This is a genomic window from Acrocarpospora corrugata (assembly GCF_009687845.1).
GTDB classification, from domain to species: Bacteria; Actinomycetota; Actinomycetes; order Streptosporangiales; family Streptosporangiaceae; genus Acrocarpospora; species Acrocarpospora corrugata.
In genome coordinates, this window is sequence record NZ_BLAD01000038.1 from 51,792 (window position 1) to 73,840 (window position 22,049).

The 22,049-nt window shown below is 70.9% G+C and carries 24 protein-coding genes; 17 read left to right on the plus strand and 7 right to left on the minus strand.

Features of this window, described 5'->3' with window-relative positions:
- Nucleotides 1–29 precede the first annotated feature (29 nt).
- Nucleotides 30–1,223, plus strand: coding sequence for an alkaline phosphatase PhoX (locus tag Acor_RS04915; protein ID WP_155335329.1), 1,194 nt, complete (start codon nucleotides 30–32; stop codon nucleotides 1,221–1,223).
- Here Acor_RS04915 and Acor_RS04920 read toward each other — a convergent pair.
- From Acor_RS04920 to Acor_RS04930, 3 genes are all read right to left on the minus strand, one after another.
- The gene (locus Acor_RS04920) at nucleotides 1,193–1,816 is read right to left on the minus strand and encodes an ABC transporter ATP-binding protein (RefSeq protein ID WP_155335330.1); all 624 of its coding nucleotides are present in this window, start codon (nucleotides 1,814–1,816) and stop codon (nucleotides 1,193–1,195) included. The two genes, Acor_RS04915 and Acor_RS04920, sit on opposite strands and share 31 nt — an antisense overlap.
- Nucleotides 1,797–2,165: a hypothetical protein gene (locus tag Acor_RS04925; RefSeq protein WP_155335331.1), complete on the minus strand. Its 369-nt coding sequence runs from the start codon at nucleotides 2,163–2,165 to the stop codon at nucleotides 1,797–1,799. The genes Acor_RS04920 and Acor_RS04925 overlap by 20 nt, the downstream gene beginning before the upstream one ends.
- A 112-nt stretch (nucleotides 2,166–2,277) precedes the next feature.
- Nucleotides 2,278–3,171 (minus strand): bifunctional helix-turn-helix transcriptional regulator/GNAT family N-acetyltransferase, encoded by an 894-nt coding sequence (locus tag Acor_RS04930; protein WP_246238429.1) that lies wholly within the window; start codon nucleotides 3,169–3,171, stop codon nucleotides 2,278–2,280.
- A gap of 103 nt (nucleotides 3,172–3,274) precedes the next feature.
- On the opposite strand from Acor_RS04930, the gene Acor_RS04935 reads away from it, so the two are divergent.
- On the plus strand, nucleotides 3,275–4,207 hold the full coding sequence (locus Acor_RS04935) for a lactonase family protein (protein ID WP_170316792.1): 933 nt from the start codon (nucleotides 3,275–3,277) through the stop codon (nucleotides 4,205–4,207).
- Here the strand turns inward: Acor_RS04935 and Acor_RS04940 are convergent.
- The gene (locus Acor_RS04940) at nucleotides 4,190–5,623 is read right to left on the minus strand and encodes an FGGY family carbohydrate kinase (protein ID WP_155335334.1); all 1,434 of its coding nucleotides are present in this window, start codon (nucleotides 5,621–5,623) and stop codon (nucleotides 4,190–4,192) included. The genes Acor_RS04935 and Acor_RS04940 overlap by 18 nt on opposite strands.
- A 107-nt stretch (nucleotides 5,624–5,730) precedes the next feature.
- Between Acor_RS04940 and Acor_RS04945 the strand changes: the two genes are divergently transcribed.
- Nucleotides 5,731–6,756 (plus strand): 6-phosphofructokinase, encoded by a 1,026-nt coding sequence (locus Acor_RS04945; RefSeq protein WP_155335335.1) that lies wholly within the window; start codon nucleotides 5,731–5,733, stop codon nucleotides 6,754–6,756.
- Between the two features lie 43 nt (nucleotides 6,757–6,799).
- On the opposite strand, the gene Acor_RS04950 is transcribed toward Acor_RS04945, so the two are convergent.
- Complete coding sequence (locus tag Acor_RS04950; protein ID WP_155335336.1) at nucleotides 6,800–7,654, minus strand: MHYT domain-containing protein; 855 nt, start codon at nucleotides 7,652–7,654, stop codon at nucleotides 6,800–6,802.
- A gap of 177 nt (nucleotides 7,655–7,831) precedes the next feature.
- Here Acor_RS04950 and macS point away from each other — a divergent pair, with 177 nt between their 5' ends.
- From macS to thiI, 3 genes are read left to right on the plus strand one after another with little or no spacing between them, the layout of a single operon-like run.
- The gene (gene macS, locus Acor_RS04955) at nucleotides 7,832–8,998 is read left to right on the plus strand and encodes a MacS family sensor histidine kinase (RefSeq protein WP_155335337.1); all 1,167 of its coding nucleotides are present in this window, start codon (nucleotides 7,832–7,834) and stop codon (nucleotides 8,996–8,998) included.
- A 5-nt stretch (nucleotides 8,999–9,003) separates the two neighbouring features.
- Nucleotides 9,004–9,666: a response regulator gene (locus Acor_RS04960; RefSeq protein WP_155335338.1), complete on the plus strand. Its 663-nt coding sequence runs from the start codon at nucleotides 9,004–9,006 to the stop codon at nucleotides 9,664–9,666.
- Between the two features lie 49 nt (nucleotides 9,667–9,715).
- Nucleotides 9,716–10,912, plus strand: coding sequence for a tRNA uracil 4-sulfurtransferase ThiI (gene thiI / locus Acor_RS04965; protein WP_155335339.1), 1,197 nt, complete (start codon nucleotides 9,716–9,718; stop codon nucleotides 10,910–10,912).
- Nucleotides 10,913–10,939: 27 nt separating this feature from the next.
- Here thiI and aroF read toward each other — a convergent pair whose 3' ends face one another.
- Complete coding sequence (gene aroF / locus Acor_RS04970) at nucleotides 10,940–11,977, minus strand: 3-deoxy-7-phosphoheptulonate synthase (RefSeq protein ID WP_155335340.1); 1,038 nt, start codon at nucleotides 11,975–11,977, stop codon at nucleotides 10,940–10,942.
- 299 nt (nucleotides 11,978–12,276) lie between these two features.
- Here aroF and Acor_RS04975 point away from each other — a divergent pair, with 299 nt between their 5' ends.
- The 5 genes from Acor_RS04975 (at nucleotide 12,277) to Acor_RS04995 (ending at nucleotide 16,548) form a co-directional block, all read left to right on the plus strand.
- A complete protein-coding gene (locus Acor_RS04975) occupies nucleotides 12,277–12,888 on the plus strand; it encodes a sulfite oxidase-like oxidoreductase (RefSeq protein WP_155335341.1) in 612 nt (203 codons plus the stop codon).
- Nucleotides 12,889–12,915: 27 nt separating this feature from the next.
- Nucleotides 12,916–14,010: a sensor histidine kinase gene (locus Acor_RS04980; RefSeq protein ID WP_218034138.1), complete on the plus strand. Its 1,095-nt coding sequence runs from the start codon at nucleotides 12,916–12,918 to the stop codon at nucleotides 14,008–14,010.
- Between the two features lie 65 nt (nucleotides 14,011–14,075).
- Nucleotides 14,076–14,822: a LytR/AlgR family response regulator transcription factor gene (locus Acor_RS04985; RefSeq protein WP_155335343.1), complete on the plus strand. Its 747-nt coding sequence runs from the start codon at nucleotides 14,076–14,078 to the stop codon at nucleotides 14,820–14,822.
- A complete protein-coding gene (locus tag Acor_RS04990; protein WP_155335344.1) occupies nucleotides 14,819–15,058 on the plus strand; it encodes a hypothetical protein in 240 nt (79 codons plus the stop codon). The genes Acor_RS04985 and Acor_RS04990 overlap by 4 nt, the downstream gene beginning before the upstream one ends.
- Nucleotides 15,058–16,548, plus strand: a complete 1,491-nt coding sequence (locus Acor_RS04995) for a sodium:solute symporter family transporter (protein WP_155335345.1) — start codon at nucleotides 15,058–15,060, stop codon at nucleotides 16,546–16,548. Before Acor_RS04990 ends, Acor_RS04995 begins: the two co-directional genes overlap by 1 nt.
- 208 nt (nucleotides 16,549–16,756) lie before the next feature.
- Here Acor_RS04995 and Acor_RS05000 read toward each other — a convergent pair whose 3' ends face one another.
- Nucleotides 16,757–17,590: a deoxyribonuclease IV gene (locus Acor_RS05000; protein ID WP_155335346.1), complete on the minus strand. Its 834-nt coding sequence runs from the start codon at nucleotides 17,588–17,590 to the stop codon at nucleotides 16,757–16,759.
- 112 nt (nucleotides 17,591–17,702) lie between these two features.
- On the opposite strand from Acor_RS05000, the gene uraD reads away from it, so the two are divergent.
- The 6 genes from uraD to Acor_RS05030 are packed head-to-tail and all read left to right on the plus strand — an operon-like array spanning nucleotide 17,703 to nucleotide 22,022.
- Nucleotides 17,703–18,176 (plus strand): 2-oxo-4-hydroxy-4-carboxy-5-ureidoimidazoline decarboxylase, encoded by a 474-nt coding sequence (uraD, locus tag Acor_RS05005; RefSeq protein ID WP_246238430.1) that lies wholly within the window; start codon nucleotides 17,703–17,705, stop codon nucleotides 18,174–18,176.
- Nucleotides 18,173–18,514: a hydroxyisourate hydrolase gene (gene uraH / locus Acor_RS05010; protein WP_155335348.1), complete on the plus strand. Its 342-nt coding sequence runs from the start codon at nucleotides 18,173–18,175 to the stop codon at nucleotides 18,512–18,514. The genes uraD and uraH overlap by 4 nt, the downstream gene beginning before the upstream one ends.
- A 1-nt stretch (nucleotide 18,515) precedes the next feature.
- Nucleotides 18,516–19,367 (plus strand): factor-independent urate hydroxylase, encoded by an 852-nt coding sequence (gene pucL / locus Acor_RS05015; RefSeq protein ID WP_155335349.1) that lies wholly within the window; start codon nucleotides 18,516–18,518, stop codon nucleotides 19,365–19,367.
- 2 nt (nucleotides 19,368–19,369) lie between these two features.
- Nucleotides 19,370–20,224, plus strand: coding sequence for an FAD binding domain-containing protein (locus Acor_RS05020; protein WP_155335350.1), 855 nt, complete (start codon nucleotides 19,370–19,372; stop codon nucleotides 20,222–20,224).
- A complete protein-coding gene (locus tag Acor_RS05025) occupies nucleotides 20,224–20,697 on the plus strand; it encodes a (2Fe-2S)-binding protein (RefSeq protein ID WP_155335351.1) in 474 nt (157 codons plus the stop codon). The genes Acor_RS05020 and Acor_RS05025 overlap by 1 nt, the downstream gene beginning before the upstream one ends.
- Nucleotides 20,694–22,022, plus strand: a complete 1,329-nt coding sequence (locus Acor_RS05030) for an 8-oxoguanine deaminase (protein WP_246238431.1) — start codon at nucleotides 20,694–20,696, stop codon at nucleotides 22,020–22,022. The genes Acor_RS05025 and Acor_RS05030 overlap by 4 nt, the downstream gene beginning before the upstream one ends.
- Nucleotides 22,023–22,049 lie beyond the last annotated feature (27 nt).

The window sequence follows — 22,049 nt, forward strand, 5'->3', positions numbered from 1 at the left end:
GCGCGTAGCGTGCCCTGTGGGAGGAGACTATGTTGCGCCGCACGTTCGTCCGCTCGGGGGCTTTGGCCGCGCTCACCGGCTCACTTTGGCGGTCCGCCTGCGCGGCGCCCGCCGTCCCCGGTGCCGCGCCGTCGCCCGTTTCGTCGTCCGCTTCGCCGCCAGTTCCCTCGCCGACTCCCACCGGTGACGCAGTCCGCGGCAAAGGGCCTTACGGCGCGCTCGCCAAACCCGACAAGAACTCCATCGCCCTGGCCGAAGGCTTCACCAGCCGTGTGGTCGGCCGCTCCGGCCAGCGCGTCGGCGGCCTGACCTGGCATCCCGCCCCCGACGGCGGCGCATGCTTCGCCGACGGTGACGGCTGGATCTACGTCTCCAACTCCGAGGTCCCCGTGGTCGGCGGCGTCTCCGCGCTCCGGTTCGGCCCGGACGGCTCGATCAAGACCGGCTACCGCATCCTGTCCGGCACCGACCGCAACTGCGCGGGCGGCGCGACGCCGTGGAACACCTGGCTGTCCTGCGAGGAGACCGTCCGCGGCCGCGTCTTCGAATGCGACCCGTACGGCTACCGCGCCGCCGCCCCCCGCCTCGCCATGGGCCGGTTCAAGCACGAGGCCGCCGCCTGCGACCCCGACCGCGAGGTCGTCTACCTCACCGAGGACGAACCGGACGGCTGCTTCTACCGGTTCCGCCCGGAAGACTGGGGCGACCTCACCACCGGCATCCTGGAGGTCATGGTCGGCGACGGCGCGGGCCCGGTCCGGTGGCGGCGGATCCCGAACCCGTCCGCCTCGCACGAGCCGACCCGCGACCAGGTCGAGGGCGCGATCCGCTTCAACGGCGGCGAAGGCTGCTACTACTCCGGCGGCTTCTGCTACTTCACCACCAAGGGCGACAACCGCGTCTGGGCCTACGACGCGGCCGCCCGGGAACTATCGGTGCTCTACGATGCCAACGCCCCGCTCAAAGGCGTCGACAACGTCTTCGTCTCCCGCTCGGGCGACCTGTTCGTCGCCGAGGACGGCGGCAACATGGAGATCAACATCATCACCGCCGACGGCGTCGTCGCTCCCTTCCTCCGGCTGGTCGGCCACAGCAGATCCGAGATCACCGGCCTTGCTTTCGCCCCGGAGGGCGATCGCCTCTACTTCTCGTCCCAGCGCGGCACCACGGGTTCCAACCGTTCCGGCGTCACCTACGAGGTGATGGGGCCGTTCCGGGCCTGAGCCGCCGCCTTGACCACCTCGGTCGGCCGCTCCCGCATCTCCGCGAAGCCAGGATCGGCCCGGGGATGCTCCAGCGCCGGCAGTTTGGACCGCTCGTCCAGCACGATCACCCCCGGTGATCCGCTCAGCGCGACCACCCGCGTGCCCAAGTAGACCGCTTCGTCCACGCTGTGCGTCACGAACAGCACGGTCGTCCCGGTTCGCTGCCACAGCGCCCTGACCTCGTCCTGCATGCGCTCCCGGGTGAAGGCCACCCGCTCCCGGCGCGTGGCCTTCGGCAGCGAGCGCAGCACGAAAGCCACGTTGGCCGCCACCGACAGCCACGGGAACAGCCTTGGCTGCTGGAAGACCACCCCACGGGACGGATCCGGCCCCGCCACCGGCTCGCCGAAGGCGCGTACCGACCCCTCGTCCGGGCCGGCGAACCCGGCGACCAGCCCGAGCAGCGTGCTCTTCCCGCACCCGGACGGCCCGACGAGCGTGACGAACTCGCCGGACTCGACCACCAGATCCACCGGACCCAGCGCCGGCCGCCCCCGGAACGACTTCGTCACCCCCAGGACCTCGAAGGCCTCAGCTCCCGGCGAAGGCATCCGCGAGTTCCCTGGTGGCCAGGCCCTGCTGGAACACGCCCAACTCCGGCACCGTGTCCACCTTCTGCTGAGATTTCAGGAACTCGGCCGCGCTGTGGAGGTTCTCGGCCAGTTTGCCGGGAGCCTCCGGAGTGCCCAGATACTCCGGCGACCGCTGCTCGGCCGCGTCCAGCAGCACCAGCTGGCCGAGCTGCCTGGCGGCCTCCGCCGGAGCCAGGTTGAGCTGCCGCCCGATCGCCGCCGCGGCGGCCACGTCGTCGGTCCTGGCCAGCTTGACCGCCCGGTCCTGCTGCCGCAGCCACACCTTCAGCGCCTCCGGATACTGCTTCGCGAACTCGGTCCTGACCACCGCCAGGTCGGCGGTGAGCTTGCCCCGCCCGGCCAGGTCCTAGCTGGTGACCAGCACCGCGCCGTCCTTCTCCAGCTCGGTCGGAATCGGCGTCCACTCAGTAAAGAGGGAACTACAGCGGGCGCTCCCAGAACTGTTCGGTGAAGGCTTCCGCGGGCTCTTCGGAGACCAGGGTGAAGCCGGCGGATGCGTAGATTTTTCCGGCGGTGGTGAGGACGTCGCGGGTCCAGAGCATGATGTCGCGGTAGCCGGCGGCGCGGGCGAAGCGCAGGCATTCCTGGACCAGGCGGGAGCCGATGCCGAGGCCGCGGGCGGTGGGTTCGACCAGGAGCAGGCGGAGCTGGGCGGTGGTGGCGTCTTTGCGTACGCAGAAGACGCAGCCCGCGGGGGCGCCGTCGACTTCGGCGATCCAGCCGGACTGGCCGGGGTCGGACTGGTTGTCCAGGAAGTCGGCGCAGATGCGGGCGACCAGAGCCTCGAAGTCGGGGCCCCAGCCGTACTCGCGGGCGTAGAGGGCGCCGTGGCGGCCGACGACCCAGCCGAGATCGCCGGGGCGCGGGGGCCTGATGACGTAGGGGGCTCGATCGGGTTTCTCGCCGAGGATCGTGCGGATGGTGGCCATGCTGGCGACCAGGCGGGCCCGGTCCTCCTCGGTGAGGGCGTCGAGCAGGGCGCCGACTTCGGCGTCGGAGGATTCGTCCAGGCGGGCATAGGTGTCGCGGCCGTGGGCGGTGAGGGCGACGACCTGGCGGCGGGCGTCGGCGGCCGAGCGTTCGCGCTCGATCAGGCCGTCGCCTTCCAGGCGGGCCAGGACGCGGCTGAGGTAGCCGCCGTCCAGGGAGAGCAGGCGTTTGATCTCGCCCACTTCGACGTCCCCGGCGGCGCGGCCGAGCTCGAAGAGCACCCGCGCCTCGGTGAGCGAATACGGCGAGTCGTGCATCCCCGCGCGGAGCATCCCGATCACCGCCGTGTAGAAGCGGTTGAAGGCCCGGACCTCGGCGATCATATCCATTGCTCTCCTCAACGAATCCGTTGCCTGAAGCAACGATAGCCTGGATTGCCCCGGTGGGCTAATGTGCGGCCCTGTCGGCCTAAATGAGGAGTTCAGCGTGGGTGTGTACGTCGGTGGCTATGAGCCGAAGGTCTCCGTGGTGGACGGCACTCTGACCGTCGTGGGAGAGCTCCCGGTGACCGCACCATCGTTCCTGGCAGCGCATCCGAAACTTTCAATCCTGTACGTCGTCAGCGAGGTCGAAAACGGCCAGATCTCGATATTTCAGGACGCCGAGAAGGTCGACGCGCGCTCCAGCGGAGGCGCCTCCCCCTGCCATGCCGCCGTGAACCCCGCCGGCACCTGGCTCGCCGTCACCAACTACATGGACGGCGTCCTCAGCCTGCACCGCCTCGACGCCGACGGCCGCTTCGACGGCCCCGCCCTGGAGTTCCCGCACCAGGGCTCCGGCCCGGACCGGGACCGGCAGCTCGGCCCGCACGCCCACCAGGCCGTCTTCGACGCCGACGACATCCTGCACGTCAGCGACCTCGGCACCGACGAGATCCGCCGCTACCGGCTGGACGACGAGGTCGAGGTCCTTCCCCCGATCAAGCTCACCCCGGGCTCAGGCCCCCGGCACATGGACTGCCGGGACGACCGCTGGTACCTGGTGGGCGAGCTCGACGGCCAGGTCAGGGCGTACGACACGGACTGGAACGAACTGGCCAGCACCCCCGCGACCCGCTCCGCGGCCGGGAACCACCCCTCCCACCTCCAGCTGCACGGCGGCCGCCTGTACGTCGGCAACCGCGGTCCGGACACCATCTCCGTCTTCGACCCGGACACCCTCGACCTGATCGCCGAAGTCCCGAGCGGAGGCAGCTGGCCCAGGCACTTCGCCTTCGCCGACGGCAAGGTCTACGTCGCCAACCAGCACTCCGGCCAGGTCACAGAGTTCCGCCTCGACGGCGGCGTGCCGGAACCGACCGGCGCGGTGCTCGCGGTGGAGTCGCCGAGCTGCGTGGTGGACTCAGGCCCAGGCGCGTGAGCGTTCGACGGCACGCTGCCAGCGGGCGTAAGCCGTGCCGTCCTCGCCGGCCGGTTCGAAGCGCCGGTCCAGCCGCCAGGTCTTCCTGAGCTCCTCCGGCGAGGACCAGACGCCGGTCCCGAGCCCGGCCAGGAAGGCCGCGCCGAGCGCCGTCGTCTCCTGGACCACCGGGCGCTCCACCGGGATGCCCAGCTGGTCGGCCTGCAACTGGAGTAGCAGGTCGTTGGCGCTGCCGCCGCCGTCGGCCTTCAGCACGGTGACGTCCATGGTCTCGACGATGTCGCGCACCTCGAACGCGATCGCCTCCAGGGTGGCGCGGACCAGGTGCGCCCGCGTCGTCCCCCGGGTCAGGCCGAGGATGGTGCCGCGCGCCTCCGGGTCCCAGTGCGGCGCGCCGAGGCCGGTCAGCGCGGGCACGAACACCACGCCGCCGGAGTCGGGCACCGACCTGGCCACCGCCTCGGACTCGGCGGCCGTGTCCAGGATGCCGAGCCCGTCCCTGAGCCACTGCACGGCCGCGCCGGTCACGAAGATCGCGCCCTCCAGCGCGTACGTCCGGTGGCCCGCCGGATCCTGCCAGGCCACCGTGGTGAGCAGTCCCGCGTCGGAGCGGACCGGCTGGTCGCCGGTGTTGACCAGGATGAAGGACCCGGTGCCGTAGGTGCACTTCACGTCGCCGGGGGTGAAGCAGGTCTGCCCGAACAGCGCCGCCTGCTGGTCCCCGGCCAGCCCGCTGATCGGCAGGTCCAGCCCGAGGAACGCGCCGGGGTCGGTCCGCCCGACCTCCCCCCAGTTGGGCACCAGCTCCGGCAGGGCGTGCATCGGCACGCCGAACAGCTCGCACAGCTCTTCCGACCAGGCGCCGGCGACGATGTCGTACAGGAGCGTCCTGGACGCGTTGGACGGATCGGTCACATGCCGCGCGCCTGCCGTGAGCCGGGCGATCAAGTACGAATCCACCGTTCCGATGGCCGGATCGCCGTCCACCGGATCGTTCTCCGCGAGCCAGGTCAGCTTCGTCGCGGTGAAGTACGGATCAAGCCGCAGCCCCGTGAGTTCCGTCACACGGGGCTCGTGCCCAGCCTCCCGCAGTCGCGCGCAGATCGCCGAAGATCGCCGGTCCTGCCACACGATCGCGCGCCTCGGCGCGGCCAGTGAACGCCGGTCCCAGAGCACCGCGGTCTCCCGCTGGTTGGTCAGACCGACGCACCGGGGCGCGGTGCTTGCCTGGTCAAGCGCGGTGCGGCAGGCTGCGAGCGTCGCCTGCCAGATCTCCTCTGGGGCGTGTTCCACCCAGCCGGGCTCCGGGAAATGCTGGGCGAACTCCGCGTACCCGCGGGCCTCGATTCGCCCGTCCTCGGTCACTATGAGAGCGGTGACCCCGGTCGTACCCGCGTCTATCGCCAAAACACCCACGGAGCCTCACTTTATGGTCTAGACCATTGTTGTCAGCAGGAGGCAGAATGCCTCCCGTCAGCGTCCCGACTCAGTCTGGCCGCGTAATCCCATATGGAGGAACCGACATGCGTATTGGAGTGCTCACCGGTGGTGGGGACTGTCCCGGCCTGAACGCGGTGATCCGCGCGGTGGTCCGGAAGGGCGCCGGCGTCTACGGTCACGAGTTCGTCGGATTCCGGGACGGCTGGAGAGGTCCCCTGGAAGGCGAGACGATGCCGCTGGACGTCCAGGCGGTGCGCGGCATCCTGCCGCGTGGCGGCACCATCCTGGGTTCGTCCCGGACCAACCCGATCAAGATCGAGGGTGGCGTCGAGCGGATCAAGGAAAACCTTGAGACCCACGGAGTGGACGCGCTGATCGCCATCGGCGGTGAGGACACGCTGGGCGTGGCCAAGCAGCTCTACGACCGGGGCGTGAAGGTCGTCGGCGTGCCGAAGACGATCGACAACGACCTGAACGCGACCGACTACACCTTCGGTTTCGACACGGCCGTCAATATCGCGATGGAGGCCATCGACCGCCTGCACACCACCGCCGAGTCCCACCACCGCGCGCTCATCTGCGAGGTCATGGGCCGGCACGCGGGCTGGATCGCGCTGCACGCCGGCATGGCCGCCGGCGCGAACGTGATCCTCATCCCGGAGAAGCCGTTCGACATCGACAAGGTCTGCGAGTACGTCGAGTCCCGCTTCAAGACCCGCTACTCCCCGATCATCGTGGTGGCCGAGGGCGCGCACCCGATCGAGGGCCAGATGGAGGTCCAGACCGGCGATCTGGACGCGTTCGGGCACGTCCGCCTCGGCGGCGTCGGCGAGCGCCTGGCCCACGAGATCGAGCGCCGCACCGGCAAGGAGGCCCGCACCACCGTGCTCGGCCACATCCAGCGCGGCGGCACCCCGACCGCGTACGACCGGGTGCTGGCCACCCGCTTCGGCCTGGCCGCGATCACCGCCGTGCACGACGGCGACTACGGCAAGATGGTCGGCCTGCAGGGCACCGAGATCGTCCGGGTCGGGCTGGACGCCGCGACCGCCGAGCTCAAGACGGTTCCGGTGCACCGCTACGAGGAGGCCGAGGTCTTCTTCGGCTAGATCGACACCCATGGCCTGCGCCCGAAGCCGGGCGCGGGCCTTTCTATTGGTTGCGCGGGGTGAACAGGGAGCCGCTCTGCCTGGCCTCCGGCTCCGCGCCGGGCGGCGGCGGCGGCAGGGTCACGTTCTTGCGGCGGTCCTCCAGCTTGGCCAGGATGGCCGCGTCCTCGCGCAGTTCGGCGGCGGACGGGGACAGCAGCACCGCCAGCAGCAGGCCCACGGTCAGCAGGCTGATGCCGACCAGCAGCGGCATCAGGAAGTCGATCGCCTCCGCGCCGCCCGGGACGAGGCCGTCCTGGAGCTTCACGCTCATCGCGTACATGCCGGTGAAGTGCATGCCGCACACGGCGACGCCCATCATCAGGGCCGCGCCGGCGGTGGCCAGCGCGCCGTCGACGCGCACCGTGAACCAGAGCGCGACGGTGGCGGCCACGATGGCGATCAGCACCGAGAGCAGCACCACCAGGGGGTCGTAGTTCACCTGGCCGGACATGTTCATCGCGAACATCCCCATGTAGTGCATGCCGACCACGCCGATGCCGGTGATCAGGCCGCCCACCAGCAGCGGGGCCGCCCGGCCGCCGCCGCGCGACACCACCACCAGGCCGACGCCGACGACCACCACGGAGACCAGGAAGGACGCGGCGGTGAGCGGCACGTCGAACCGGATCACGGTGCCGGTCACGTCGAAGCCCATCATCGCGATGAAGTGCATGACCCAGATGCCGGTGCCGCCGATCGAGAGCGCGCCGCCGACCAGCCACCGCACCCGCGCCGGGCCCTCCGCCGACCTGGCCCGCGCCGTGAGAAGCAGCCCCAGGAACGATCCAACGACGGACATGAGGTACGCGAGCACGGGCGTCACCCAACCATAAGCAAAGTGGTTGATATGGGACATGCGTGCTCCTTTTCATTGCGGAATTCGGATTATGTCAGCCAAAACTGAGGCATATGGCCGTGATTGATTACGTTTTGTCATACTTCTGGGCTACACGGGATGTCAGAGGCTTTATGTGATCATTGTCGACTTGTCGGGATTGGTTGTCGGAGTCGTACATTTGGAACGGAGGTGGCGATGGGGATCGAAGGGCCGTTCTGGCGGGCCATCGCGGTCTTCCGGATCGCGTCGCTGGGATACGCGGCCGTGCTGCTGCTCCAGGCCGGGGGATACGCCCACCCGGTGATCGGGTGGGCCGTCATCGGGGTGATGGCGGCCTGGACCGCCGCGTCGACCTACGCGTACTCGATCGTGGCGTGGCGCGGCTGGTGGCTGCTCACCATGGACCTGCTGGTCAGCGCCGGGTGCCTGCTGGCCACGCCGTTCGTGCAGGGGCCCACGGCCACCATCGGGACCATGCCGATCACCGCGACCTGGGTGGCCGCCCCCGTCCTGGCCTGGGGCGTGTACGGCGGGCGGCGCACCGGCGCGGTCGCGGCGGCGCTGATGTCGGTGGCCGACCTGTGGCTGCGCGGTGTGCGCGGCGTCGACCTGTCCGCCGTGCCGGTCAACGGCGCGGTGCTGATGTTCCTGGCCGGGATCGTGATCGGGCACGTGGCCCGGCTGGCCAAGCAGGCCGAGGAGCGCATGCAGCGGGCCATCGAGATCGAGGCCGCCGGGCGGGAGCGGGAACGGCTGGCCCGCGACATCCACGACTCGGTGCTCCAGGTGCTCGCGCTGGTGCAGCGGCGCGGCGCGGAGATCGGCGGCGAGGCGGCCGAGCTGGGCCGGCTGGCCGGCGAGCAGGAGGCGGTCCTGCGCGAACTGGTCCGCTCGGCCCCCCGCCCCGACCGCGCCACCGGCCCGCGCCGCCGCCTCATCCCGTCCCGCCGCCCCCCGGCCGCCGCCGTCCCGTGGACCGACCTGTCCGCGGCCCTGCGCCGGTACGGCTCCGCCCAGGTCACCGTGGCCGCCCCCGCCGACCCCGTGCAGCTGGCCCCGCGCACCGTGGACGAACTGACCGCCGCCGTCGGGAACGCGCTCGACAACGTGCGCAGGCACTGCGGCGCGGCGGCCAGGGCCTGGATCCTGGTGGAGAACGAGACCGACCGGGTGGTGGTGACCGTACGGGACGACGGCCCCGGCATCCCCGCCGGGCGGCTGGAGGCGGCGGCGGCCGACGGCCGGCTGGGCGTCTCGCAGTCGATCCGGGGCCGGGTGGCGGACCTCGGCGGCGGCGTCACGATCCTGTCCTCCGCGGAGGGGACCGAGATCGAGATGTGGGTGCCGGCGGGGCTATCGTGACGGGCATGAGCGGGCTGCGGGTCATGGTGGTTGACGATCATCCGATGTGGCGCGAGGGCGTCGCGCGCGACCTCGCCGAGGCGGGGTACGAGATCGTCGCGACCGCGGGGGAGGGGCGGCAGGCGCTGCGGATCGCCGCGGCCGTGCGCCCTGACCTGGTGATCCTCGATCTTCAGCTGCCGGATCTGCCGGGGGTCGAGGTGGCGCGCGGGCTGGGGGCCTCCGAGCATCCGCCCCGGGTGCTGGTGCTGTCGGCCAGCGGCGAGCAGGAGGACGTCCTCGAAGCCGTGAAAGCCGGCGCGTCCGGATATTTGGTGAAATCGGCGAGCCAGGAGGAGTTCCTGGACGCGGTCAAGCGGACCGCCGACGGGGACGCGGTGTTCACCCCCGGCCTGGCCGGGCTGGTGCTGGGCGAGTACCGGCGGCTGGCCGCCCAGCCCAAGGCCGCCGCCGCCGAGGAGGAGGGCCCGCGCCTCACCGAGCGGGAGACCGAGGTCCTCCGGCTGGTGGCCAAGGGCCTGTCCTACCGCCAGATCGCCGAACGCCTGGTGCTGTCCCACCGCACGGTCCAGAACCACGTCCAGAACACGCTGAGCAAACTCCAGCTGCACAACCGGGTGGAGCTGGTCCGGTACGCGATCGAGAAGGGTCTGGCGGACCTGGACTGAGCGTAAAGTGGGAAGGTCGCGAGCCGGACCCCCTCGGAGGATCGCAGTAATGACCATGACCGCTCTGGGCGAGCCCTGTGTGCTGCTCAAGCTGGGCGAAATCATCCTCAAGGGCAAGAACCGCGAGGTCTTCGAGCAGCGACTCCGCGCCAACATCAAACTCGCGCTGAAGGACTACCAGGTCGACATCCGGCAGCGGCACGGCGTGGTCGCCCTGTTCCTGCCCGAGGGCACCGGCGTCGAGGTCGCCGAGGCGGTCGCGGCCCGGGTCAGCGAGGTCTTCGGCATCGTGCTGGTGCACCTGGCCTGGCGGGTCGACAAGGACCCCTCGGTGGTCACCAAGGCCGCGCTCGAACTGGTCGCCGACACCCCCGAGGTGGCCCGCAAGGCCCCCTTCGCGGTCCGCTCCCGGCGCCGGGACAAGCGCTTCCCGCTGCGCTCCAGCGAGCTGGACCGCCTGGTCGGCGGTGAGCTCCACGACGCCTACGGGCTGCCGGTCAACCTGAGCAACCCCGAACTCACCGTCTCCATCGAGGTCGACCGCGATGAGGTCTTCCTCTACACCAACGGCCGTCCCGGCCAGGGCGGCCTGCCGGTCGGCTCCAGCGGGCGCGGCCTGGTCCTGATGTCCGGCGGGATCGACTCCCCGGTGGCCGCCTACCGGATGATGCGCCGCGGCCTGCGGGTCGACTTCCTGCACTTCTCCGGCATCCCCTTCACCACCTCCGAGTCCATATACAAGGCCTATGCGCTGGTCCGCCGCCTGGACGCGTTCCAGGGCAGGTCCCGCCTCTGGGTGGTGCCGTTCGGCAAGGCCCAGCAGTCCATCCGCGCCTCCGGCCAGGACCGCCTCGCCGTCATCGCGCAGCGCCGCCTGATGCTCAAGACCGCCGCCGAGGTGGCCCGCAGGCACAAGGCCAGCGCCCTGGTCACCGGCGACTCGCTCGGCCAGGTCTCCTCGCAGACGATGGCCAACATCGCCGCCCAGGAGAGCGCGGTGGACCTGCCGATCCTGCGCCCGCTGATCGGCATGGACAAATTGGAAGTGATTTCCGAGGCGCGCAGAATCGGCACGCTGGAGATCTCCGAACTTCCGGACGAGGATTGCTGCACCCTTTTGTCGGCCCGTAACCCGGAACTCGCCGCCAAAATCGAAGACCTGAAACTCATCGAGCGCCGGCTTGACGCGGATGAACTCGCCTCCCAGCTCGCCGATTCGATTCAGGCGTACAAACTCGACTCCTGAGCCCCGCCGGAGCGGGGCCAGGGATCGTCAGGCGGTGGGCAGCACGTCCGAGACCTGCGTCCGGCCCAGCAGCGGCGGGAACAGCCGCATGATCTCGGCGAGGTCGTGCAGGTCGGCGTCGACCAGGGCCTGCGGGCCGTCGCAGAGCGCCTGCTCCGGGTGCGGGTGCACGTCGATGATGACGCCGTCCGCCCCGACCGCGATGGCCGCCCGGGTGAGCGGGAGCACCAGGTCGCGGCGCCCGCCGGAGTGCGACGGGTCGATCACGACCGGCAGGTGGGACAGCCGCTGCGCGACCGGCACGGCGGAGACGTCCAGCGTGTTGCGGGTGGCGGTCTCGAAGGTGCGGATGCCGCGCTCGCACAGCACGATGTCCAGGTTGCCGCGCTGGGCGATGTACTCGGCCGACATCAGCCACTCCTCGATCGTGCCGCTCATGCCGCGCTTGAGCATGACCGGCTTGCCGGCCTTGCCGACCGCCTGGAGCAGCGCGAAGTTCTGCGTGTTCCTGGTCCCCACCTGCAGCATGTCGGCGTAGGAGGCGACCAGCGGCACGTCCCGCGCGTCCATCACCTCGGTCACGATCGGCAGCCCCGTCCGCTCCCCGATCTCCGCCAGGATCCGCAGCCCCGCCTCGCCCAGCCCCTGGAACGCGTACGGCGAGGTCCGCGGCTTGTACGCGCCGCCCCGCAGCAGGGTCGCCCCCGCCGCCTTCGCCATCTCGGCCGCCTCCAGCGTCTGCTGCGGCGTCTCCACCGCGCACGGCCCCGCGATCAGGGTCACCGTGTCCGGCCCGATCGGCACCCCGCCCACCCGGATCGTCGACCGTTCCGGATGATTCTCCCGGCTCACCAGCTTGAACGGCGTCGACACCCGCATCACCTCGGCGACCCCGCGCTGCCCGCCCAGGTTGAGCGCCGCGAACCGCTCGACATCCCCGATGAGCCCGATGATGGTACGGCTCACGCCGCGCGACACGAACGCCTCACCCCCCGCCGTGCCGACCAGCGAGACGATCTCCTCGATGTCCTCAGCGGTGGCCGTGGGGGCCATGACGATGACCATGATTTCTCTCCTCATACGCAGAAGCCCCGGGTCCGATATCCGGACCCGGGGCTTTCGTTCGCCGTTGGCTGCTAGCGCAACACTCGGTGGCGAACGGTCCTCACGGGTCCGTCGCCATACCAAAACGAGAAAGCGCTACGCATGCCAGGAAATATATCGCACTACCCCAGCCCGCTCCACCACGTTGATCAACATCTGGCCGTTTGTTCACGTGTCGTTTTCCGATGATGTGCGGCGCGAAGGCCCCCCGGAAATGACCCAGTGAGGGAGAGGATTCCGGTGGATGGCAGGATGGGCGGATGCCGGAGTTCCCTGAGGAGGAGAGCCGCCTGCCCCCCGGGCAGTACATTCCGCGCGGCAGGCCGGTCATCCACTACGGGAGGGTGCCGGCGTTCCGGCCGCAGACGTGGCGGTTCCAGGTGTTCGGGGCGACGGCCACCGGCGAGGCGCACATGTACACCTGGGAGGAGTTCGGCGGCCTGCCGAAGGCCACCGTGCTGGCCGACTTCCACTGTGTGACCAAGTTCTCGATCATGGGCAACGAGTGGGCGGGTATTCCGGCGCGGGCGCTGCTGGACGCCGTACCGCCCGCCGACGACGTACGGCATGTGATGATCTGGGCGGAGTACGGCTACAGCGCCAACATGCGGCTGGCCGACTTCGACCGCGAGTCGACCCTGTTCGCCACCGAACTGGACGAGAAGCCCCTGTCGCCCGAGCGCGGATTCCCGGTCCGGGCGGTGGTGCCGCACCTGTACGCGTGGAAGAGCGTCAAATGGGTGCGCGCGATCGAGTACCTGACCGAGGACCGGCGCGGGTTCTGGGAGGAACGCGGCTACCACAACGTGGCCGACCCGTGGCGTGAGCAGCGGTACTCATACCAGGAGGACCCGGGCGAGGGCCCGCTCTAGGGGCCGCCAGCCGTTACCGTGGCCCGGGTGTCCGTCACCCTGTGGTTGTTTTTGTGCGCGCTCTGTGGTCTGTCGGGGTTCTGGGTCTCCCGGCGGCGGCCCCGGATCGGGGAACCGTTCGCGACGCTGCACCTGGCGGGGCGGGCCGCGCCTTCGCTGCGTACCGGGCTGACGCCGGAGTCGGCGCGCAAGGCCGTACGGCATCTGCGGGGGCTGCTGGGGACGGCGTCGCTGGTGGTGACCTCGACCGAGCGGGTGCTGGCGGGGGCGGGGGACGGGCGGCCCAGTGACGCGGCGGCGCTGGCGGGGACACGGGCGGTGCTGGCGAGCGGGCGGCATCTGGTGGACGGGGGGACCGTGGTGGTGCCGCTGGTGGTGGACGGGAGTGTGGTGGGGGCGCTGCTGGCGTCCGACGCCGAGGTGACCGCCGCGCTGGTGCGTACGGTGACCGAGGTCGGGCGGTGGGTGTCGGGGCAGCTGGAGCTGGCCGAGCTGGAGGTGTCGCGGCGGCGGGCGGTGGACGCGGAGACCAGGGCGTTGCGGGCGCAGATCTCGCCGCATTTCGTGTACAACTCGCTGACGACGATCGCGTCGTTCGTCCGTACCGATCCGGAGCGGGCGCGGGAGTTGCTGGTGGACTTCGCCGACTTCACCCGGTATTCGCTGCGCCGGGCCCGGGATTTCACCACCCTGGCCGACGAGCTGACGTGCGTGGACCGGTATCTGCTGCTGGAGCGGGCCAGGTTCGGCGACAAGCTGCGGTTCAGCGTTCAGGTCGCGCCGGAGGTGCTGGCCGTTCCTGTGCCGTTCCTGTGCCTGCAACCCCTGGTGGAGAACGCCATCAAGCACGGCATGCCGGGCGAGGTGCGGGTCGTGATCAGGGACGCCGGGCCGGAGGCGCACATCACCATCGAGGACGACGGGGTCGGGATGGAGCCGACGCGGGTGCGGGCGGTGCTGGCGGACGAGCACGAGGGCGGGATCGGGCTCAGCAACGTGGACGCGCGGCTGCGCCAGATCTACGGCCAGGACTACGGACTGGTGGTCGAGACCGCGCCGGGCAAGGGCACCCGGATCAGGCTTCGGGTCCCGAAATACCACTCGGCGCCTAGCTCTTTGTAGTCAATCGATTACTGATTGTTGGCGTGTCGCTTGCGGTCGTGCCGCGCGCGCGGCACGGTGAGCCCATGCTTCGAGTTCTGGCCGTTGACGACGAGGCGCCGGCGCTGTCGGAGCTGTCCTACCTGCTCAGGGAGGACGCCCGGGTCGAGCACGTCGCCACGGCCCCCGACGGCGTCAAGGCGCTGCAGGACATGGTCCAGATGATCGGCGCGGGGGAGCGGCTGGACGGCGTCTTCCTGGACGTCCGCATGCCTGGCCTGAACGGCCTGGACCTGGCCCGGCTGATCGGCGGCTTCCCGGCCCCGCCCCGGCTGGTCTTCGTGACCGCGCACGAGGACTGCGCGGTCCAGGCGTTCGAGCTGGAAGCCGTGGACTACCTGCTCAAACCGGTCCGCCCCGCCCGCCTGGCCGAGTCGGTCCGCCGCCTGTCCTCGGCCATCGCCGCGCCGGGCTCTGACGACGGCGCGATGGACGTCATCCCGGTCGAACTGGGCGGCAGGACCCGCTTCATCCCGCAGCAGGCCGTCTGGTACGCCGAAGCCCAGGGCGACTACGTCCGCCTGCACACCGCCGACGGCGGCTTCCTGGTCCGGATGTCGCTCAGCGCGCTGGAACGCCGCTGGGCCGGCTCCGGTTTCATCCGCGCCCACCGCAGCACCCTGGTCAACGCCCGGCACGTCAGCGAGCTGCGCTTCGACGCGGGCCGGGCGATGCTCAAGGTCGCCGCCGTGACCCTCCCGGTCAGCCGCCGCCACACCCGCCAGGTCCGGGAGCAGCTGGTCCGCCAGTTCCGCGGCGACGGCAGCCCGTGAGGACCCGGGAGAGCCTGACCGCGGCGATCATGCGGAGCCAGCTCCGCGAGGCGCTGCGCACCCTGGCGGTGGTGGCCGCCGTGTTCGCGGTCCTGCCGGTGCTGCTGGCCGTGGTCCCCCGCGGCTCCGGCGCGACCTGGGCGATCCTCGGGGTGGGGGTCCAGCCGGTCTGGGTGGCCGTGGCGTGGTGGCACGTGCGCCGGGCCGAACGGGTCGAGCGAGGGCTCCGGCGCTGATGGGCACGGCCGTGGTGGCGACGCTGATCGGGGTGGCGTGCGTGCTGGTCGGCTCGGTGCTGGTCGGCACGTTACGCCCCCGGCGGTACTCCACGCCCGCCGACTTCTACGTCGCCGCCCGCGCGGTCCGGCCCTGGTGGAACGCCTCCGCGATCAGCTCGGAGTACACCTCCGCCGCCGCCTACCTCGGCCTGGTCGGCATGATCGCCGCGCACGGCGCGCCGATGCTCTGGTATTCGGTGGGGGCCGCCGCCGGGTTCGTCATCCTGCTCGTCCTGGTGGTCGCGCCGCTGCGCCGGTCCGGGACCTACACGCTGTCCGACTTCGCCCAGTGGCGGCTGTGTTCCGGGCCGGTACGGCGGGTGGTGACCGTGCTCGTGCTCTTCATCGGCCTGGTCTACCTGGTCGCCCAGTTGCACGCGGCCGGGATCGTGCTGCGGCTGCTGACCGGCCTGCCGCCGTGGGCCGGCTGGCTGGCCGTCGCCGGCGTGGTGCTGGTGGTGGCGCTGGCGGGCGGGATGGGCAGCAGCACCGGCGTGCAGGCCGTGCAGTTCTGGTTCAAGCTGGGCTCGCTCGGCGCGGTGGCGGCCGTGCTGGTGGCCATCTGGTGGTATGGCCCGTCGCATCCGCCGTCCAATCCCGCGTACCGGACCGAGACCCTGGCCGGCGCGGGGGATCCGTCGACGCTCGGCCTGGTGACCGTGCTGATCGCGTCCGCGCTCGGCACGATGGGGCTGCCGCATGTGGTGGTGCGGTTCTACACCAATCCGGACGGGCGGGCGGCTCGCCGTACCGTGGTGGGGGTGCTGGCCATGCTGAGCGCGTTCTACGCGATGCCGGCCGTGTTCGGGCTGCTCGCCCGGTGGTACGCGCCGGCCAAGGTGCCCACCGACCAGGTGCTCCTGCTGCTGCCCTCGCAGCTCGCGCCGGGGCGGCTCGGGGACGCGCTGACCGGCCTGCTCGCGGCGGGGGCCTTCGCCGCGTTCCTGGCGACCTCCTGCGGGGTGGTCGTGGCGGTGGGCGGCACGCTGTTCAACCGCGGCGTGGGCGGGTTCCGGCGCGGCGTGCCGCTGGTCGTCGCGGGCGCGCTCGCGCTCGTCTGGGCCACCCCGCCGGGGGCCTCGATCCTGCTCGTGCTGCTGGCGTTCGGGCTGTCGGCGGCCACCCTGTGCCCGCTGCTGGTGCTGGGCGTGTGGTGGCGGGGGCTGTCGGTGCCCGGCGCGCTGGCGGGGCTCGGCACGGGGGCCGTGCTGACGGCCGTCCTGGTGGGGGTGCGATTCGCCGATCCCGGGTTCACGCCCCTCTGGCGCTATCCGGTGTTGGTCGCGGTGCCCGCCGCGTTCGCGGTCATGGTGGCGATCTCGCTGGTCACACGGCATCGGGTGCCGGCGGGGACGGCCGCGCTGCTGGCCAGGATGCACCTGCCCGAGGATCTGGCGACCCCGGAAATCGACCGCTCGTCGCTCAGCGGGAGCCGCTCGTCGTGGTAGCCGGACCCGCAGAACGCGAACTACCGACCACTCGTCCGAAGCGGGTTTCACCGATCCGATCACGCACCGTAATGTTTCGCCTCGCGAGACCTGGCCGCCGGCCCCACTCGGGGGGGTGGGCCGGCGGTCACCGGGAGCGCCCGCGGCGATATCTGCGATCCGGCCATACGGGGGGAGGCCGGATCGGAGCGCGGGCGCTCCCGGCGCTTCATCCCCGCAGCTTCTTGAGCAGTTCGATGTCCTCGCGGTGCTTGTCGGCCTTGCCGGGCGTCTCGATGCACAGCGACACCCCGTCCGTGGCCGGATGGCGCATCAGGTCGGCGAACGGCTGCGCGCCGATGTGACCGGCGCCGATGTTCTCGTGCCTGTCCTTCTTGGAACCGCACACGTCCTTGCAGTCGTTGGCGTGGATCATCCGCAACCGGCCGGGCGCGACCTGGTCCAGCTCCCCCAGCATCTCCGCCACTCCGCCGGGCGCGGCCAGGTCGTGACCGGCCGCGAACATGTGGCAGGTGTCCAGGCAGAGACAAGCCCGCGGATGGAACTCCAGCGCCTCCAGATACGGCCCCAGATCCTGAACCGTCGCGCACAGCATCTGCCCCTGCCCGGCCATCGGCTCCAGCAGCAGGTCGGGCCCGTCGTCAGGGATCTCGTCCAGCAGCGGCAGCAGATTCTCGCGCACCTGCCGCAGCGCCGACTCCCGCGACTGGCTGACCGCCGACCCGGTGTGCACCACCACCCCGGCCGCGCCGATCTCGCGGCCCCGCCGCAGCGTGTGCCGGACCAGCGTCACCGACCCGGTCAGGGTCGCCTCCGTCGGCGAACCGAAGTTCACCATGTACGGCGTGTGCGCGAAGACCGGCAGCCCGGCCTCCCGGAGCTTGGCGTCCTCGGCGGGATCGCCGTCGTTCACGGCCCAGGCGCGCGGGTTGGTGACGAAGACCTGGATCATCTCGGCGCCGATCTCGGCCGCGTACCGCAGGCCGCCGGTGGCCAGCCCGCCCGCGATGGACACGTGCCCGCCAATGGGGTTGTTCCTCATAGTGCGCTCCAGCGTAGTTGGAGCAAGCTACAAAGCAGGCCAGGTGACAGGGCCGCAGGATCGGAGTTCCGGTTCCTGGCTCTGGCCGCGTGTGCGGTGTCTACTTGCTCCCATGCGCGAATTCGGCCGTCCCGACCTGCTCGCCTGCTGCGCGTCCACCCGCTGGGCGGACGCGGTGCTGGCGCTCGCGCCGTACCAGAACCTGGGCGCGCTCACGGCGGCCGGGGAGGCGGCGCTGGCCGGGCTGAGCTGGGAGGACGTGCTGGAGGCGCTGTCCGCGCACCCGCGGATCGGGGACCGCGCCGCCGGGGCGGGCAGGGAGTCGTCCTGGTCGCGCGCCGAGCAGGCCGGCACGGAACACGCCGACGCCGCCATCCTGGAGGCGCTCACCCAGGGCAACGAGAGCTACGAGCGGCGGTTCGGGCACGTCTACCTGATCTGCGCCACCGGCCGCCCGGCGGGGGAGATGCTCGACCTGCTGCTGGCCCGCCTCGCCAACGACCCGGACGTGGAACGGAAAATCGTCAGAGACGAGCTGGGCAAGATCGTGAAGCTCCGGCTGGCCAAGCTGTGGGAGGGCCGATGACACTCTCGACGCACGTGCTCGACACCGCTCGCGGATGCCCCGCCAAGGATGTGTTCGTCCGGCTGTCCTGCCGGGCGGCGCACGGATTCGTGCCGCTGGCGGAGGGCCGCACCGACGAGGACGGCCGGATCAGGGAGTGGTCGCCGCTCGGCCGGGAATGGACCGGCAAACTGGACGAGGCCACCTACCGGCTGGTCTTCGACACCGCCGGCTACCTCGGCGAGGACGCCTTCTTCCCCGAGGTCAGCATCGTCTTCACCATCGGCGACGCGACCGCGCACCACCATGTGCCGCTGCTGCTGAGCCCGTTCGGCTACTCGACCTATCGGGGGAGTTAGTTTGTTCGTCCTGGGCCCGAACCGGTACGGCAAGGCCGAAACCCGGGTGGTCCGCGTCACCAAGCACGGCGACGCCCACCACATCAAGGATCTCAACGTCAGCACCGCCCTGTCCGGCGAGATGACCGAGGTCCACCTGTCCGGCGACAACGCGGCCATTCTGGCCACCGACACCCAGAAGAACACCGTGTTCGCCTTCGCCAAGAAGCACGGCATCGGCGCGGCCGAGGACTTCGCGCTGCTGCTGGCCCGGCACTTCGTCGACTCCCAGCCCACCATCCACCACGCCAGAGTGGCCATCGACGAGTACGGCTGGGACCGCGGCGGCGGCCACTCCTTCACCCGCAACGGCCGCGAGACCCGCACCTGCGTCGCGCACTACGACGGCGCGCAATCCTGGGTGGTCTCGGGCCTCAAGGACCTGGTCGTGCTCAACACCACCAATTCCGAGTTCTGGGGCTTCGTCCGGGACGAGTACACCACCCTCCCGGAGACCAGGGACCGCATCCTGGCCACCGCCGTCACCGCCACCTGGCGGCACCACGGCACCACCGACTGGGACAAGTCCTACGAGAAGGCCCGGCAGGCCCTGCTGACCGCCTTCGCCGACACCTACAGCCTGTCCCTCCAGCAGACCCTGTACGCGATGGGCTCCCGTGTCCTCACCGAGTGCCCCGAGGTCGTCGAAGTCCGTCTCGAACTGCCGAACAAGCACCACTTCCTGGTCGATCTGGCGCCGTTCGGGCTCGACAACGACGGCGAGGTGTTCTTCGCGGCCGACCGGCCGTACGGGCTGATCGAGGGCGCGGTGCTGCGCGAGGGCGCGCCCGCCGCCGGACCGGCCTGGGACTAGACATGGACTTCCTGCGACCCACCACCTGGGCGGACGCGCTGGCCGCCAAGGCCGAACGCCCCGAAGCCACCCCCATCCAGGGCGGCACCGACGTCATGGTCGAGATCAACCTGGACAAGGGCCGGCCGGCCGCGCTGCTCGACCTCAACCCGGTCGCCGAACTGCGGGACTGGTCGTCCGAGGACGGGTGGCTGCGGATCGGGGCCGGGGTCAGCTACACGCGCCTCATCGACGAACTCGGCGACCGGCTGCCCGGACTCGCCCAGGCGTCCAGGACGGTCGGGTCGCCGCAGATCCGCAACCGGGGCACGGTGGCCGGGAATCTGGGCGCCGCCTCGCCGGCGGGGGACAGCCATCCGCCGCTGCTGGCCTCCGACGCACTGGTGGAGGCCGAGTCGGTGCGCGGCAGCCGGTTGATCCCGATCGGCGAGTTCTACCTCGGCGTCAAGCGCAACGCGCTCGAACCCGATGAGCTGATCCGGGCCGTCCGGGTGCCGTACGCGGACGGGCCGCAGTACTTCTCCAAGATCGGCACCCGGAACGCGATGGTGATCGCGGTCTGCTCGTTCGCGGTCGCGTTGCATCCGTCCCGGCGGGGGGTCGGCACCGGCATCGGCTCGGCCGCGCCCACCCCGCGGCGTGCGCCCGAGGCCGAGGAGTTCCTGGCCGGGGAGCTGGACTGGGACGGGCGGACAGCCGTACCGGATGAGACGGCGCGGCGGTTCGGTGAGCTGGTGGCGCGGGCCGCGTCGCCGATCGACGACGTGCGCGGCACCCGCGACTACCGGGTGCACGCGCTGGCCGTGATGGCGCGGCGGACGCTCGGGTGGGCCTGGACGGAATACAGGGGGATCTGATGCGAGTGAACGTGATCGTCAACGGCGAGGCGATGACCGCTGATGACGTGTGGGAGGGCGAGAGCCTGCTGTACGCGCTGCGGGAGCGGCTCGGGCTGCCGGGTGCGAAGAACGCCTGTGAACAGGGTGAATGCGGGTCGTGCACGGTATATCTGGACGGGATTCCGGTGTGCGCGTGCCTGGTCGCCATCGGGCAGGCGGAAGGCCGGTCGGTGGTGACCGTGGAGGGGCTGGCCGACGGGGAGTCCCTGGATGAGGTGCAGCGGGCTTTCGTCGAGTGCGGGGCCGTGCAGTGCGGGTTCTGCACGCCGGGGCTGATCGTGCAGGCGCATTCTCTGATCGCTTCGACGTCCGGGGTGCCGGAGGACGCGGAGATCCGGGAGGCGCTGGCCGGGAATCTGTGCCGGTGCACTGGCTACGAGAAGATCCTTGACGCGGTACGGCTTGCCGCCGCCAGGAAGGCCGCGTTGTGATCGTCATCGAGAACGTGTACGTGGTGACGGTCAGCGGGGCGGAGATTCCGTCCGGATATATCGCCATTGATGGTGATCGGATCGTGGCGGTGGGGGCCGGGGCGTACGCCGGGGAAGGGGAGCGGATCGACGGGCGGGGGTGCCTCGCGACGCCCGGGCTGGTCAATACGCATCACCATCTGTATCAGTGGGCGTCACAGGGGGTGACGCCGGACGGGACGCTGTTCGAGTGGCTGGTGGCCAGTTACCGGCTGTGGGCGCGGATGGACGCCGAAGTCGTGCACGGCGCGGCGACGGCGGGGCTGGGGTGGCTGGCGAAGTCGGGGTGCACGACCGCGTCCGATCACCACTACATCTTCCCGAAAGGGCGCGGGGACCTCTTCGACGCGGAGATCCAAGCGGCCAGGGAGGTCGGGGTCCGGTTCCACCCCGGGCGAGGGTCGATGGACCGGGGCCAGTCGGCGGGCGGGCTCCCGCCGGACGAGGTCGTCGAGTCAAGCGACGAGATCCTCGCCGAGACCGAAGCCGCAGTCCGGAAATATCACGATCCGTCCTTCGGATCGATGCTGCGCATCGCGGTCGCGCCCTGCTCGCCGTTCTCGGTCAGCGGGCGGCTGATGGTCGAATCTGCTGAACTCGCCCGATCGCTCGGGGTACGGCTGCACACGCACGCCGCGGAGACGCAGGACGAGGACGAACACTGCCGGGAGCAGTTCGGCATGCTGCCGGTGGAGTACCTGGAGTCGCTCGGCTGGCTCGGACCGGACGTGTGGCTGGCCCACTGCGTCCACCTCACGGACACGGACATCCAGCGCTTCGCGGCGACCGGAACGGGAACGGCCCACTGCCCGTCGTCGAACGGCCGGCTCGGCGCCGGAATCGCTCGGATCAGCGACCTACTGCGGGCAGGCGCCCCCGTCGGACTCGGCGTCGACGGCGCCGCCTCCAGCGAGATGACCCCCCTGGCCGGCGAAATCCGCATGGCCATGCTGCTCCAACGCGCCCGCTACGGCCCAACCGCCCTGACCGCCCGGCAAGCACTGGAACTCGCCACCATGGGCGGCGCCCGATGCCTCGGCCGGGCCGACGAGATCGGCTCCCTGGAACCAGGCAAACTCGCCGACATCGCGTTGTGGCGCGTGGACGGCTTCTACTCAGCGATCGACGACCCGGTAGTCGCCTTCGCCTACGGCCAGACCCCGCCACTGGCCCGCCTCCTCGTCGGAGGCCGAACCGTGGTCGAAAACGGCGAACTACGCACCATCAGCGACCAGACCGCCGCTAAGGCCGGCTCAGCGGCACATCACCGCCTGCTCCAGAGCTGATCGTGGTCACTGTGGGGCTCATGCGCA